13 protein-coding genes and 2 tRNA genes are annotated in these 15,442 nt (G+C 33.7%); 9 read left to right on the top strand and 6 right to left on the bottom strand.

All coding sequences use genetic code 11. The features are described from left to right. Positions 1-120: 120 nt before the first annotated feature. From Q0Q99_RS03725 to Q0Q99_RS03715, 3 genes are all read left to right on the top strand, one after another. Positions 121-411 (top strand): peptidoglycan DD-metalloendopeptidase family protein, encoded by a 291-nt coding sequence (locus Q0Q99_RS03725; protein WP_367174971.1) that lies wholly within the window; start codon positions 121-123, stop codon positions 409-411. Positions 412-486: 75 nt separating this feature from the next. Continuing rightward, on the top strand, positions 487-1,929 hold the full coding sequence (locus tag Q0Q99_RS03720; RefSeq protein ID WP_293891634.1) for a peptidoglycan DD-metalloendopeptidase family protein: 1,443 nt from the start codon (positions 487-489) through the stop codon (positions 1,927-1,929). Between the two features lie 15 nt (positions 1,930-1,944). Then, complete coding sequence (locus tag Q0Q99_RS03715; RefSeq protein WP_293891630.1) at positions 1,945-2,208, top strand: hypothetical protein; 264 nt, start codon at positions 1,945-1,947, stop codon at positions 2,206-2,208. A 36-nt stretch (positions 2,209-2,244) separates the two neighbouring features. Here Q0Q99_RS03715 and galE read toward each other — a convergent pair whose 3' ends face one another. Next, a complete protein-coding gene (gene galE / locus Q0Q99_RS03710; RefSeq protein ID WP_293891627.1) occupies positions 2,245-3,258 on the bottom strand; it encodes a UDP-glucose 4-epimerase GalE in 1,014 nt (337 codons plus the stop codon). A gap of 1 nt (position 3,259) precedes the next feature. Beyond that, positions 3,260-4,390: a DegT/DnrJ/EryC1/StrS aminotransferase family protein gene (locus tag Q0Q99_RS03705; protein ID WP_293891624.1), complete on the bottom strand. Its 1,131-nt coding sequence runs from the start codon at positions 4,388-4,390 to the stop codon at positions 3,260-3,262. A gap of 94 nt (positions 4,391-4,484) precedes the next feature. Here Q0Q99_RS03705 and Q0Q99_RS03700 point away from each other — a divergent pair, with 94 nt between their 5' ends. From Q0Q99_RS03700 to Q0Q99_RS03690, 3 genes are all read left to right on the top strand, one after another. Beyond that, positions 4,485-5,720 (top strand): glycosyltransferase N-terminal domain-containing protein, encoded by a 1,236-nt coding sequence (locus tag Q0Q99_RS03700; protein ID WP_293891621.1) that lies wholly within the window; start codon positions 4,485-4,487, stop codon positions 5,718-5,720. A gap of 32 nt (positions 5,721-5,752) precedes the next feature. Beyond that, positions 5,753-7,897, top strand: coding sequence for a S46 family peptidase (locus Q0Q99_RS03695; protein WP_293891618.1), 2,145 nt, complete (start codon positions 5,753-5,755; stop codon positions 7,895-7,897). Positions 7,898-8,054: 157 nt separating this feature from the next. Further along, complete coding sequence (locus tag Q0Q99_RS03690) at positions 8,055-8,264, top strand: hypothetical protein (RefSeq protein ID WP_293891615.1); 210 nt, start codon at positions 8,055-8,057, stop codon at positions 8,262-8,264. Positions 8,265-8,392: 128 nt separating this feature from the next. Here the strand turns inward: Q0Q99_RS03690 and Q0Q99_RS03685 are convergent. The 3 genes from Q0Q99_RS03685 to mutS all read right to left on the bottom strand — a co-directional run bounded on the left by Q0Q99_RS03685 (position 8,393) and on the right by mutS (position 11,423). Further along, a tRNA-Leu gene (locus Q0Q99_RS03685) sits at positions 8,393-8,478 on the bottom strand. A 123-nt stretch (positions 8,479-8,601) separates the two neighbouring features. Further along, positions 8,602-8,674 (bottom strand) — tRNA-Gly (locus Q0Q99_RS03680). A gap of 142 nt (positions 8,675-8,816) precedes the next feature. Continuing rightward, complete coding sequence (gene mutS, locus Q0Q99_RS03675) at positions 8,817-11,423, bottom strand: DNA mismatch repair protein MutS (RefSeq protein ID WP_293891612.1); 2,607 nt, start codon at positions 11,421-11,423, stop codon at positions 8,817-8,819. 151 nt (positions 11,424-11,574) lie between these two features. Between mutS and Q0Q99_RS03670 the strand changes: the two genes are divergently transcribed. The 3 genes from Q0Q99_RS03670 to Q0Q99_RS03660 all read left to right on the top strand — a co-directional run bounded on the left by Q0Q99_RS03670 (position 11,575) and on the right by Q0Q99_RS03660 (position 14,218). Then, positions 11,575-12,048 carry a DUF1573 domain-containing protein gene (locus Q0Q99_RS03670; RefSeq protein ID WP_293891609.1) on the top strand — a complete coding sequence of 158 codons (474 nt, stop codon included), beginning with the start codon at positions 11,575-11,577 and terminating at the stop codon, positions 12,046-12,048. Positions 12,049-12,190: 142 nt separating this feature from the next. Then, entirely contained in the window at positions 12,191-13,672 is a 1,482-nt protein-coding gene (locus Q0Q99_RS03665) for a hypothetical protein (RefSeq protein ID WP_293891606.1), read from the top strand. Positions 13,673-13,687: 15 nt separating this feature from the next. Further along, positions 13,688-14,218, top strand: a complete 531-nt coding sequence (locus Q0Q99_RS03660; RefSeq protein ID WP_293891603.1) for an RNA methyltransferase — start codon at positions 13,688-13,690, stop codon at positions 14,216-14,218. Here the strand turns inward: Q0Q99_RS03660 and folK are convergent. Beyond that, on the bottom strand, positions 14,215-15,351 hold the full coding sequence (gene folK, locus Q0Q99_RS03655) for a 2-amino-4-hydroxy-6-hydroxymethyldihydropteridine diphosphokinase (RefSeq protein WP_293891601.1): 1,137 nt from the start codon (positions 15,349-15,351) through the stop codon (positions 14,215-14,217). The two genes, Q0Q99_RS03660 and folK, sit on opposite strands and share 4 nt — an antisense overlap. Positions 15,352-15,442 lie beyond the last annotated feature (91 nt).

Here is a 15,442-nt window from a genome sequence, read left to right as displayed (position 1 = left end):
TTCTAAAACTCTTAAATAATTTTTAACTATATTTGACATGAATATTGGTTTGTTTTGCGACTTCAAGATACTGAATTTCAGTATCTTGACCAATATTTAATCAATTTATTTTTACTTTAAATAATTACACCCAACGGGTTAGAAAATTATATTTTTCATACACTTTATGGCCATTTGAGTTTAGAAAGTTTGAAAGACAAAAAAGTAGGCGATGTTATAAAGCAAGGACAACAAATTGCCAACTTAGGATTACCGCCTGTAAATGGTGATTATGCACCACATTTGCATTTCCAAATTATCATTGATATTGAAAATAATTTCGGAGACTATGCAGGGGTTTGTAGCCCCACTAAACTAGATTTTTATACTAAAAATTGTCCTGATCCAAATTTATTATTGAAAATATATTAGAACTCAATAATACTATAAAAAAATCCATTAAAGGTTTTTTTAATTACATTTGATTGATATTTAAATATATAGACTATGAAAAGTATCTCCAAAATTTTCAATATAGTAGGTTTTAATTTTTTGCTTTTGGCATCAACCCTACTTCATGCACAAAACAACACTACAGAATTTAAAGTTGACAGAGGTAATTTTACATTTGACGGAAATGACAGGCAAAATCCATGCATAACAACACAAGAATGTGCTGTCTTAAACAAAGAAGTGGACGATAATTTGAAAAGATTGACACTGGACAAAAAGACTAACAGAAACGTGCTTACTACCTCATTACTTTGGCCATTGAGACGGGCGACTGGTTTTACTCAATGTGAATATCATTTTATTGGTGCATATGTAGATCAAAATACGGCTACTACCACGATACAGGATTATGATTGTGGCAATAATACTTATGATGGTCATCACGGAACTGACATTGCCATATGGCCTTATAGTTTGTATAAAATGGACAGCAATCAAATTGAAGTCATAGCCGCTGCTGCAGGAACAATTATTCAAAAAGCGGATGGCAATTTCGATAGAAACTGTGGTTCAAATACATTGACAGCCAATTCAATTATCATTCAACACGCCGATGGCACTTATGCTTTGTATTGGCATATGAAAAATGGTTCTGTTACCACAAAAGCTGTTGGACAAACTGTCGTGGCAGGAGAAAAATTAGGAGTTGTTGGAAGTTCAGGCAGTTCTACTGGGCCGCACCTTCATTTTGAAGTTTGGTCAGGAAGCACAAATACAACTTATAAAGACCCGTTTTCTGGCGCTTGTAACGTTTTAAACGCCAATTCATGGTGGGCTTCTCAACGTCCACATACCGATCCGGCTATCATGAAAACTTCTGTTCATCCGACAGATATAACTTTAGCAACTTGTCCCAACAGTGATGTTCCAAACGAAAGCGATACTTTTGTTGTACCGTTTCAAGGTCCGGGATTGTCTCCGGGTTATGCAAAATTTTATGTTTTTTGGAGAGAACTACCAGTCAGTTCAGTTATAGCATCGCGAATTTTAAATCCTAATGGAACCACATTTAATAGCTGGAATTACACGGTTCCGACCTACAACAAAATAAGCTATTATGGTTTTTCAAAATTACTACCAACTATTGATGGTACATATACATTTGAAGCCAGTTATAATGGTGTTGCTTGTTCTAAAACTTTTACCATTACACATTCTTTGGGGATTTCAGATGTTTCTACTTCGGATTATTTCAGCGTGTTTCCCAATCCGACTAGCGAAAACCTTTTTATAACGGCTGATGTGATTGAGAATGGAAGTTATTCATTTACTTTGACAAATAGTATTGGTCAAATTATTAAAACTGAAAAAACCGATATTGAAAATAACAAATTTGAAAAAATCATCTCTATTGCGGATTTGTCCGATGGAATATATTTTTTAATAGTGGATAGTGCCAAATCAAAATTGGCTAAAAAGATTGTTAAACAGCATTAATTTTAAATAACAAAAATGAAGAAAATAATTTTAACCACTGCTTTTGCAGCTATGGTAACCCTATCCTGTCAAGACAAAACCAAAGAAAAATTGGATGAAGCCACAGATGCTGTTACAGAAGAAGTAACCACAACGATTGATTCAGCCAAAATGAAAATGGAAGCAAAACTGGATACAATGAAAGATAGGGCCAATTCAAGAATTGACAGTGTGAAACTAAAAAGCGCCGATAGATTGGAACAAGCTGCAAAAAAACTAAAACAAACTGTAAAAAAATAACAAAAAAGCCCTGAATAATCAGGGCTTTTTTTATAATTAATTTCTAATTTTCTGTTCCCATTTCCAGGCGGAAGCCAATCCTTCTTCTAAAGAAAGTTGTGCCTTCCAGCCTAAAACTTTATTCGCTTTATCTGTATTGGCATACGCGGAAACTACATCTCCGTCTCTTCTCTTAACAATTTTATATGGCAATTTTTTTCCTGATACTTTTTCAAAAGCATTGATTACTTCCAAAACAGAACTTCCTTTTCCTGTGCCCAAATTGAATGTTTCAACTTTGTCGCTATTTTGCTTATTCAATAATCGCTGTAATGCTATCACATGTGCTTTCGCCAAATCGACCACATGAATATAATCGCGAATACAAGTTCCGTCCGGCGTTGGATAATCGTTACCATTAACCGATAATTCTTTTCGCAAACCAAAAGCAGTTTGGGTAATATACGGCACTAAATTTTGTGGAACTCCAATGGGTAACTCCCCTATTTCTGCACTTGAATGAGCCCCAATTGGGTTAAAATAACGCAATAGAACCGAATTTAAATTGGTGACTTTAGCAACATCAATTATGATTTCCTCGCCTATTTGCTTGGTATTTCCGTAAGGGGAATTTGCCGGCTGCACGGAAGCATCTTCGGTAATCGGCATTACTTCGGCTTGACCGTAAACCGTACACGATGAACTAAAAATGAAATTAGACTTTGACAAATTTGCCATTTCCTGTAGAATATAAACTAACGAATTAATGTTATTTTCATAATACAGCAGAGGATTTTCAACACTTTCGCCAACTGCTTTTGAGGCAGCAAAATGAATTACGCCGACAACATCACCATACTTTTTAAAGAAATTTTGAACTGCGCATTTTTCTCTTAAATCAATGTTTTCAAAAATTGGTTTTTTGCCTGTGATTTTCTCAATTCCGTCAAGAACTTCAATTGAAGAATTGGAAAGATTATCAATCGCTATGACTTCAAAACCTTCATTTTGCAATTCAACAACCGTATGCGAACCAATAAATCCTAAACCACCAGTTACAAGTATTTTCATATTATTTCAAAAACTCTAAAACGCTATCCGTAATAAATTTTATTTGTTCGTTATCTAATTCGGTGTGCATTGGCAACGAAATTACTTCTTTAACCAATTGATTAGTCACCGGGAAATCTTCTTCCTTATATCTTGAGTCTAAATATGCTTTTTGTAAATGCAGCGGAATCGGGTAATAAATTGCACACGGAATTCCTTTAGCTAATAAATGCTCCATCAATGCATTTCTATCAGCATCGATAATTCTAAGTGTATATTGATGAAAAACGTGACAATCACAATTATCACATATCATAGGCGCTATGATGTTTTTGTGTCCTTCAAATGCAGCTGAATATTTTCTTGCAGCATTTTGTCTTGCTTGGTTATAACTATCCAACAATGGTAATTTTGCATTCAAAACAGCGGCCTGTACACTATCTAAACGCGAGTTTACGCCAACAACATCATGATGATAACGAACGTACATTCCGTGGTTTACGATTCCGCGGATCGTATGCGCTAAAGCATCATCATTAGTAAAAATTGCGCCACCATCACCATAACATCCTAAGTTTTTAGATGGGAAAAATGAGGTTGAAGCTACGTGTCCGATAGTTCCCGCTTTCTTTTTTGTTCCGTCAGTGAATTTACAATTTGCTCCAATAGCCTGGGCATTATCTTCAATTACATACAAATTATGTTCGTTGGCAATTTGCATAATCGCTTCCATGTTGGCAGCTCTTCCGAACAAATGAACCGGTACAATCGCTTTCGTTTTTGGGGTGATAGCTTTCTTTATTGCTTCAATGGAAATGTTCATGTTTACCGCATCAACATCAACCAAAACCGGCGTTAGTTGCAATAACGCAATTACTTCAACTGTTGCGGCAAATGTAAAATCGGCCGTAATAACCTCATCGCCGGGTTTTAAACCCAATGCCATCATTGCTATCTGCAAGGCATCCGTTCCATTTGCGCAAGGAATTACATGTTTTACATCCAAATATTCCTCAAGATTTTTTTGAAATTCGTGGACTTTGGGTCCGTTAATATACGTTGTTGTGTCTAAAACTTCCTGAATAGAAGCGTCAACAGTAGTTTTTATTTTTTCATATTGACTTTTTAAGTCAACCATTTGAATTTTCTTCATAATTCTCAAATTTGAGTTGCAAAAGTAAGAAATTCTGAAGTAGAATTTCATGTTCCGTAAAAGAAACGTACTTTAGCCCAACAAAATTTTGAAGATGCTTTTTCTATACAATATATTGATGCTTTTGGCTTCACAGGTCGTGAAATTGTTGGCACTTTTCAATCCAAAAATAAAGCTCTTCGTTGATGGAAGAAAGACTGTTTTTCAAACTTTATCCGGCAAAATAAGTCCTGAGGATAAAACGATTTGGTTTCACGCTGCATCTTTAGGCGAATTTGAGCAGGGCATACCTGTGATGGAAAAAATCAAGATTCAGTTTCCCAATAACAAAATTGTGGTAACGTTCTTTTCACCTTCGGGTTATGAAGTCCGCAAAAATAATTCTATAGCTGATGTTACTGTTTATTTACCTTTGGACACCAAAAATAATGCGAAGCAATTTTTAAAATTGATTCATCCTGATTTGGTTTTCTTTATTAAATATGAATATTGGCCAAACTATTTGAATGAATTGAAAAAAGAGAAAATTAAAACCTATTTGATTTCGGGAATTTTTAGGGAAAACCAGGCTTTTTTCAAATGGTATGGCAACTTTTACCGGAATGCTTTGAAAACATTTGATTATTTTTTTGTTCAGAATGAAAGTTCGAAATTGTTGTTGCAAAAGTTAGGTTTCAATAATGTAAAAATTTCCGGAGACACTCGTTTTGATCGCGTAGTTTCAATTTTGGAGCGCGATAATTCATTGGATTTCATCAAACAATTTAAAAACAATACGACCACTATCGTCGTTGGTAGTTCGTGGCCAAAAGACGAAAATTTGTTAGTGAATTACATCAACCAAACCAATGAGAATGTGAAATTCATCATTGCACCACACAATATCAAAGCCCAACAGATTCAGGAATTGAAAAATTCAATATCGAAGAAAACCATTTTGTTTTCCGAAAAAGAAAACGCTGATTTATCAGATTATGATATTTTAATTGTTGACACAATTGGCATTTTAACCAAAATTTACAGTTATGCGGATATTGCTTATGTTGGCGGCGGTTTTGGGAATCCCGGTGTTCATAATATCCTGGAACCGGCAACTTTTGGAATTCCGATAGTTGTAGGCCCAAATTTTTCTCATTTTGCCGAAGCTGTGGCTTTGGTTCATCAGGAAGGATGCATTTCTATTTCTAATCAAAGTGATTTGAATGACACTTTTTCCAATTTGATCTCCAACAAAGATATCCGTCACGAAAAAGGCCATATTTGCTCCACTTTTGTGCAAATGAATAAAGGAGCAACTGATGTTATTATGAAACAAATCAGTAACAATTAGCATAAAACAAACTTATCCCTCAAATTAGTATCATGAAAATTTTAAAATTTTTATTATTATTTGTTTTCGTTCAGGTTTCTGCCCAACAAGGTGGTATGTGGATTCCATCGCTGCTCAAAGGAATGAACGAAGACGAGATGAAAAGCCTTGGCATGAAAATCACCGCCGAGCAAATTTATTCCATCAATAAATCAAGTATAAAGGACGGCGTTCCGCAGTTTGATAAAAAATGTACTGCCGCTGTTATTTCTGACAAGGGTTTGATTTTAACCAATCACCATTGCGGATATGATGCGGTGCAGAATCATTCAACTGTTGAACACGACTATCTAGCGGATGGATTTTGGGCATACAAAATGGAGGACGAATTATTGAACAAAGGAATGGTTGTTTCTTTTGTGGTGCGAATTGAAGATGTCACAACAAAAGTGCTGGAGGGTGTTGATTCAATTGTTTCAGAATTTGATAAACAGAAAAAAATTAAAGAAAATATTGAAACGCTTACCAAAACATTACCAAAGGAAAACTGGGAAGAAAATGTGATTAAAACTTTTTACAACGGAAATCAGTACCTGCTTTTCGTAACGGAAACTTTTAAAGACATTCGATTGGTTGGCACACCTCCAAGTTCGATTGGAAAATTTGCTGATGTTACCGATAACTGGGTTTGGCCTAGACATACCGGCGATTTCTCGTTATTCAGAATTTATGCTGATAAAAATAATCGCCCGGCGGAATATTCGGCAGAAAATGTTCCGTACAAACCAAAATATTTTTTCCCAATTTCTATTAAAGGTCTAAAAGAAAATGACTTTACGATGGTTTTGGGCTATCCTGGATCAACTCAAGAATATTTGCCTTCCTACGCGGTGGAGCAGATTATGAATACTTCAGATCCTATCAAAATTGAACTCCGTGATATTACGTTGAAGGTCCAAAATGACTTTATGCGAAAAGATAATGCTATTAAAATCCAATATGCTGCAAAAAATGCCACCATAGCAAATGCATGGAAAAAATGGCAAGGTGAAATCAAAGGCTTGAAAAAAGCGAAAGCTCTCGGTGTCAAACAAAAATTTGAAAGACAATTTCAGGAAAAGGTTATAGCGACAGGTAAGCAATCGGAATATGGAAATTTGCTTTCTGGTTTCGAGAAAAATTATACTGAAATAAAAGACTATGCGTTAGCAAAAGACATGTTTGACGAAATTGTGATCCGTAATACAGAAATTCTTTCTGTTGGTTATAAATTATATCAATTAGAACAGATATATAATACTAAGGGAGAGCAAGCTTTTGACGATAGAAAAACAACCTTAATTAATAATTGGGGAGAATTTTATAGTGAGTTTAATCCAACAGTTGATCAAAAAGTTTTTAGCGAATTAATAAGTATCTATAGTAAAAAATACCCCAAACAGTTTTTACCAAGTTATTTTGAAAATATCAATGCGGAAAATTTAGCTAACAAAGTTTTTACAAAATCACAACTGGTAAGTTTCGATAAGGTCAAAGACCTATTAACAGGTGATACAAAAATTGTTTTGGAAAAATTAAATAATGACGAAGGATATAAAGTAGTAAAGGCAATTGCTGATGCACATTTAAAAAGTGTAATGCCAAAATATGACGAAATAAATTTAAAAAATACCGCTGCGCAAAGAACCTACATGAAAGCGATATTAGAATTATTTCCAAAAAATAGAAATTTCCCGGACGCGAACAGTACGCTTCGGGTGGCTTATGGGAAAATAAAAGGGTATAAACCTAATGATGCCGTTTATTATGAGCCTTTCTCTTATTTAGACGGCGTAATTGAAAAATATATTCCCGGCGATTATGAGTTTGACGCTCCGAAAAAACTTATTGATTTATACAATGCAAAAGAGTATGGTATTTATGGCGTAAACGGCAAAATGCCTTTAGATTTTATAGCAACAAACCACACCACTGGAGGAAATTCAGGAAGTCCTGCATTAGACTCTAAAGGAAACTTGATAGGTTTGAATTTTGACAGAGTTTGGGAGGGGACTATGAGTGATATTTATTATTCTCCAGAAATTTGTAGAAATATTATGGTAGACATTCGGTATGTTTTGTTCATCATTGATAAATTTGCCGGAGCTGATAATCTGATTAAAGAGTTAAAAATCCTCGATACAAATAATAAAAAGTAGTTATTTAACATTAATTTAAGTTTTTGGCACAATTATTGTTAAACAAAAACCGAAGTAAAATACAGGTTTTTTAAAAAAAATTAAAAATTTATTTTAACCTATTAAAAAATTTATATCTTTGCCTCGAATTAATAATTAACCTTTTATATTAAGTAAGATGAAAAAAGTATTTTTAAGTTTAGCTGTTATCGCTGCATTAACTGTAGTATCTTGTAAACAAGCTGATGCTAACGCTGAAGTTGCTGTTGACTCAACTACTGTTGAAACTGTTGACACTGCTGCTGCTGCTGCCATCGATACTGCTGCTGCTGCCCTTGATACTGCTGCTGCAAAAGTTGAAGAAGCTAAAGAAGCTGTAAAAAAATAATTAGAACCTAATTATTTTTAAAAACTTAAAGCCACGCAATAGCGTGGCTTTCTTATTTTATGTAGTTTCAAATTTATTTAGTAAACTATATAAACAAAAAAGCTTCAAACATAGTTTGAAGCTTTTTGTACTCAGAGCGGGACTTGAACCCGCACGAACATTGCTGTTCACTGGATTTTAAGTCCAGCGTGTCTACCAATTTCACCATCCGAGCAGAATAGTTTTTTGATGGTTTAATTTTTAGAAAAAATTAATTAAATAACTCACCATCCGAGCATTATACTTTATAACGATTTCGGTTTTTAAAAAACGACTCCATTGAAAGTTTGTTTTTTTGAGCGAAAAACGGGGCTCGAACCCGCGACCTCGACCTTGGCAAGGTCGCGCTCTACCAACTGAGCTATTTTCGCATTCACATTATTTATCAGAACGGCAATACTTATGCTGTATTGCGGATGCAAATGTAATATTTAAATTGAATATTACAAACGTTTTTTTTGAAAAAAATATTGTAAAACCCTAACCATTTGAAAGACCACAATATTAGCGTGTTTATTTTTTCTGCAACATTCTTTTTAGTTCATTTAACTTCATCAAAGCTTCGATTGGAGTAAAAGTATTGATGTCTAAATTGATTATATCCTCTCTTATTTCTTCCAATAGCGGATCGTCAAGATTAAAGATATTTAATTGCATTTCGTCTTTTGTTGATTTTATCCCGCTGAGAGATTCACTTGAATGGTTTTTTTCTAATTTCTTTAAAAGTTTCTGTGCTTTTTGAATCACTGTTTGAGGCATTCCGGCCATTTTCGCCACATGAATACCAAAACTGTGCGCGCTACCACCAGCTACTAGCTTTCTTATGAAAAGCACGGTATCCTTTAATTCTTTTACTGAAACATTATAATTCTTTATACGTGGTAATAATTCAGTCATTTCGTTCAATTCGTGATAATGTGTTGCAAACAAAGTTTTTGCTCTTGAAGGATTTTCATGTAGAAACTCTGCAATGGCCCAGGCTATGGAAATTCCGTCATAGGTGCTTGTACCGCGGCCTATTTCATCTAAGAGCACCAAACTTCTTTCCGAAATATTGTTCAAAATCGAGGCGGTTTCATTCATCTCTACCATAAAAGTAGATTCCCCCATCGAAATGTTATCGCTTGCTCCTACCCGTGTGAAAATTTTATCTACAATCCCCATTCTGACTTTTTCGGCCGGAACAAAACTTCCCATTTGTGCCAAAAGAACAATCAGTGCAGTCTGCCGCAAAATTGCGGACTTACCCGACATGTTTGGACCAGTAATCATTATGATTTGCTGCATTTCTCTATCCAGGAAAACATCATTGGGGACATAGGGAACTCCGACGGGTAATTGTTTTTCTATAACCGGATGACGACCGTTTGTAATTTCTAATTCAAATGTTTCATCAAGTATAGGGCACACATAATCATTTTCTATGGCCAGTTGAGCAAAAGAAATAAGGCAGTCCAACTGTCCAATTAAATTAGCATTCAACTGGACTTGCTTAATATAAGTTGCGATCCAACTCACTAATTGTTCGAAAAGTTGACTTTCTATTTGATGTATTTTTTCTTCCGCGCCAAGAATCTTGATTTCGTATTCTTTTAATTCTTCTGTAATATATCGTTCGGCATTAACCAAGGTTTGTTTCCTAATCCATTCAGTCGGGACTTTATCTTTATGCGTATTTCGAACTTCGATATAATAGCCAAAAACATTATTAAAGGAAATCTTCAATGAAGAAATTCCAGTTAGCTCAGATTCTCGCCTTTCAATTCCTTCTAAAAATTCTTTACCCGAAAAAGCAATGTTCCGTAATTCATCTAATTCGGTATGAACACCACTTGCAATAGCATTTCCTTTAGCAATTGCAACTGGCGCCTCCTGATTTAATGTCGATTTTATTTTTTCACGAAGCAAATCACACGCATGCAGACTATCACCAATAACACGAACTGCTTCTTGTTTACTTTCTAAAGCAATTTCTTTTATTGGAATAATCGCATCTAACGATTCCTTGAGATAAATAACTTCGCGTGGTGAAATTTTTCCTGTTGCCACCTTCGAAATCAAACGTTCTAAATCAGAGATCTGTTTGATTTGATACTGCATTTTTTGAAGAATTTCAAAATTAACCTTTAAATACGAAACTACTTCGTGGCGGCCTCTAATCTTATGAATATCCTTTAAAGGTAATGCCAGCCAACGTTTCAATAACCTTGAACCCATTGGCGAAAGCGTTTTGTCAATGACATCCAGAAGTGTAACGGCATTTTGAGAGTGACTATGATACAATTCTAAATTCCGAATGGTAAATCGATCCATCCAAACATAGGCATCTTCGGCAATTCTTTGAATATTGGTAATGTGTTGAACTTTATTGTGCTGTGTTTCTGATAAATAAAATAGAATCGCACCTGATGCAATAATTCCATCCTGAAGTTCTTCGATTCCATAGCCTTTTAAAGAATTCGTTTGAAAATGATTATTTAAGGTTTCTAAAGCGTAATCTTCTTTATAAACCCAATCTTCCAGATAAAAGACATTGAATCTTTCCCCAAATATTTCCTTGAATTGGTTTCGATTATTTTTTTGAATTAAAATTTCACTTGGACTAAAATTTTGCAACAGCTTATCAATATATTCTTCATTGCCCTGTGCTGTTAAAAATTCACCTGTAGAAACATCTAGAAACGAAATTCCTAACTGCCTTTTGCCAAAATAAACCGAAGCAAGGAAATTATTTGATTTTGATTGCAAAACCTCATCGTTCATCGAAACTCCGGGCGTAATTAATTCGGTTACGCCACGTTTGACAATGGTTTTAGTCAGTTTTGGATCTTCGAGTTGATCACAAATTGCCACTCTAAGTCCGGCTTTTACCAATTTAGGCAAATAAGTATTCAGAGAATGATGCGGAAAACCCGCTAAAGCGGTTTCAGTTTCTGAACCCGCCCCACGTTTGGTTAAAACAATTCCAAGTATTTTCGACGCCCGAATGGCATCTTCTCCAAAGGTTTCATAAAAATCCCCAACTCTAAACAACAAACACGCATCGGGATATTTTCTCTTTATCTCGTTGTATTGTTTCATTAAAGGAGTCTCCTTGGGCGAAGTTTCTTTGGTTGCCAATGGTTTTGGTTTAATTTTAGTGAAAGCGAATTTAAATATTTTAGAATGATTTATCCTTCCTAACAAAAATTAATTTAACCTTAAGACAAAAAAAAACGTAATAACTAAAATTTTAAATAGATTTGTCCCAAGAAACTTAAATACTATAAAAATGAAACGAATTATCTTATTAGCTGCAATTACTGTTTTTGGTGTTGCAACTAGCAACGCACAAACTGCTAAAAAACCTGCTAAAAAAGCTGATACTCCAGTTAAAGTTGAAACTCCAAAAGTTGACGGACCTGGAATGTTGTTCGAAAACGAAATTATTGATTACGGAACAATCCCTAAAAACGCTGATGGAAAAAGAGAATTTGTTTTTGTTAATAACGGAAACAAACCTTTAATCATTGAAAGCACACAAGGTTCTTGTGGTTGTACGGTACCGTCTAAACCAGAAGGAGCAATTGCCCCCGGCGCAAAAGGAGTTATTGGTGTAAAATACGCGACTGACAGAGAGGGTGCGTTTACAAAAACCGTAACTATCAAATCAAATGCTGCCGGTCAGGAAACTAAAGTAGTTACAATCAAAGGAACTGTTTTACCAGCTGCTCCGGCTGATGCTGCTGCTCCAACAAAAAGCTAAATTTTACTTAATTATAATTTAAGAAAGTCTCGTCTCGTTGTAAAAAACAAGACGGGATTTTTTTTATTTATCTTTACCAAAAAAATAATTGTTTGTTATTTTTGTGTTTAACTAATCTTTTAAAAATTTAAAAAATCATATTATGAAAAAAACATTATTAATTCTTTTGATTTTTTTTTCTCTTTATTCTAATTCTCAAACTACTATTTACAATACTGCTTTAAGTAAAGATAAGCTAGTTGTGAAATACAAATATTTGCAAAACACAAATAAGTTAATTATTAAAGAATCCAGCGAGAAAAAAATGAATTATGCCATTTTTAATAAAGCAACAATTTATGATAGTAATTCAAAGTCAAATGAATTAATAAACAAAGAAAATTTTCTTTATGTTTTCAATTCATTAAATGAAGAAAATTTTGGAACATTAATGCAAGACGGTATGTTCTCAACTCTGTCTCTTAATTTTTTTATTAAAAATAATAAAACTTCATTTCAAATGAAATCTAAGGATTTTGAAAGATATTCTTTCGATTATGAAAAGACCCCTTTAGAAATGAAACCAATAATTTATTTTGATCAAAATTATATTTATACCGTTAGCAATCAAAATGGAAGAACGTATGGTATTGAAATTACAAAAGATGAATTACAATTAGATAAATTTAACATTGGAAAACAAACTTCAAGTTCCATTTCTTTAAAAAAAATAGATACCGATAGATTAAAAAGTAAAGATCTAGCTGTGCCAAAAAAAATCGCTTTTCAATCTAGATACTATGACAATAATACCCTTGAAATTGTAACCAAAAGTATAAATAAAGATTATAAATCTTCCACATTATATAGAGACATTTATGATTTAGATGGTAAATTCATTAAAGAAATTAGCTATAATTATAATTCAATAAAAGGGTTTTTAGTGCCTACTTATAATAATTCTACATTTGAAAATATGGTAAATTCATATAGTCAAAGCCCAGGTTCTTATCGTGCCGCGATTGAATTAGATATAAATGATTACTATATAGACCCAAAAACAAATGAATTTTATATCTATGGAATTACAGCCGCAAAAGATTCAAATGGATTGTCCTATAAATCAGCTTTAGGGTTCTACATAAACAAGTATTCTGAAAAAGGAGAGAAAATATGGGAAAATTTTTATGATGTTTCTGATGAAAAAGGTTTTAATCAGAAGAATGACCAAAGACCACTAGAAACAAAAATAAATTTAAAACAATTTACTAATGAAAATCAACTTGTGCTCTCTATTATAGGACTAAAATCATATACAAATCATTATAATGATTTTTTTGTTGTTAATAAAGGTTCAGGGAAAATAGAAGATTCAAAATATGCAAACTCTGACTCCCAAACGTCTAAAGGAACTTTTTCTTATGGTGGAAAATATTCTCTTTTTGAAATTATTAAACTTGATAAAAATAAATTTTGCGATGAAAACACCATATTAACTACTACATTTAATTTAGATTTAAAAAATTATATAAATAAAATTGCGGCTAAAGATGATGTGTTTTTTAATTCAATACTTTCGTCAGAAGGAATTTGGTTAATGGAAACAGATAACAAAACTTATTATAAAGTTTCTTTTTTCAAATAAAATTTAATCAAATTAATGAGAAAATTAGAAAATAACGAACTCGAACGAAAAAGCATTTCAGATTTTAAAAATGCCGAAAAAACACCATTAATAATTGTCCTTGACGACACCCGAAGTCTTCATAATATTGGTTCCGTATTTCGAACTGCCGATGCATTCTTAATCGAGAAAATATATTTGTGTGGCATAACAGCAATTCCTCCTAACAAAGAGATTCATAAAACCGCGCTTGGTGCAACCGAAACCGTTACCTGGGAATATCAAAAAGATATTTTAGATGTAATTGATACGTTAAAAAAGGAAACTGTTTCCGTTTTTGCCATTGAACAAGTTGAAAATGCGATTTTTCTTCAGGATTTTAAAGTTGAAAAGAATAAAAAATACGCTTTAGTTTTTGGCAACGAAGTATATGGCGTGGCCCAAAAAGCAATCGAGCTTTGTGATGGGACAATTGAAATTCCGCAATTAGGAACAAAACATTCTTTAAACATTTCGGTAAGTGTCGGAATCGTTGTGTGGGATTTGTTTCAGAAAATGAACTATTAACCTGAAATCTTATTCTGAATTTCGTTTAAAATAAAAACGTAATCTTCCTGATTATTCTGGAAATCCCTATTGGTCACATCAATAATCAAAACATTTAAATCTGTTTGGGATTTGATATAATCCAAATAACCATTGTTGATTTTTTCAAGATATTCAGCCGGAATTTCCTGCTCATAACTTCTTCCTCTTTCTTTAATATTTTCCAAAAGCCGCTTGGTGCTTTGATACAGATAAATATACAAATCGGGCTTTGGCATTTCTTTGTAAATAATATCAAACATGGTTTTATACAAACGAAACTCGTCTTCGGCAAGCGTAACTTTGGCGAAAATCAGCGATTTGAAAATATGATAATCGGCAACGATGAAATCCTTAAACAAGTCAAATTGCGCCAAATCATCAGAAATCTGTTGGTATCTATCAGCTAAAAAAGACATCTCCAGCGGAAAAGCATAGCGGTTTTGGTCTTCGTAGAACTTTGGCAAAAACGGATTGTCTGCAAAACGTTCCAGGACGGATTTAGCATTAAAATCTTCGGCTAATTTGTTTGTCAACGTAGTTTTTCCGGCACCAATATTTCCCTCAATCGCGATGTAATTGAAATGATCGAGCTTTAAGTTAGCAATTGGAATTTCCAGATTTTGAACGATTTTGCAATTACTTTTATCCTCTGAAAGCACTAATAGTTCATGCAAATATTTCTGCAAAATAGGATGACGCCAGTCTAAATGTAAATCCTTCATCGGCAGCAACACAAACAAGCGGTTTTGCATTTCCGGATGTGGCACCTGCAGTTTTTCGGAAGCAATTATTTCTTCATCAAAAGTAATGACATCGATATCGATTATACGGGCTTGATAACCTTCAACATCTTCGCGAACTCTTCCTAAAGCTTCTTCGAGCAAAATACATTCTTCCAAAATTTGGTGTGCCGATTTATGCGTATTCATAATCACCGCACAATTGTAGAATTTTTCACTTTCAAAACCCCAGGACGGCGTTTCATAAAGCTTGGAAACTCTAATAATTGTTCCGATTTCTTTGTGTAAATTATCAATGCAGCGCTCTATGTTTTCGAGACGATTGCCCTGATTGCTTCCTAAAGATAAAATGACCTGATGCTGCTTTTTCATGGAAGCACAAATTAACTAAAACTATTTTAGAATTACCCGACTGTTAATAACAATTTCTCAACAATCACAGCGAATTGATATCTTAAAACTT

This window comes from Flavobacterium sp., from assembly GCF_025352425.1.
Taxonomy (GTDB): Bacteria; Bacteroidota; Bacteroidia; order Flavobacteriales; family Flavobacteriaceae; genus Flavobacterium.
This window is presented reverse-complemented; position numbering and strand designations above follow the sequence as displayed.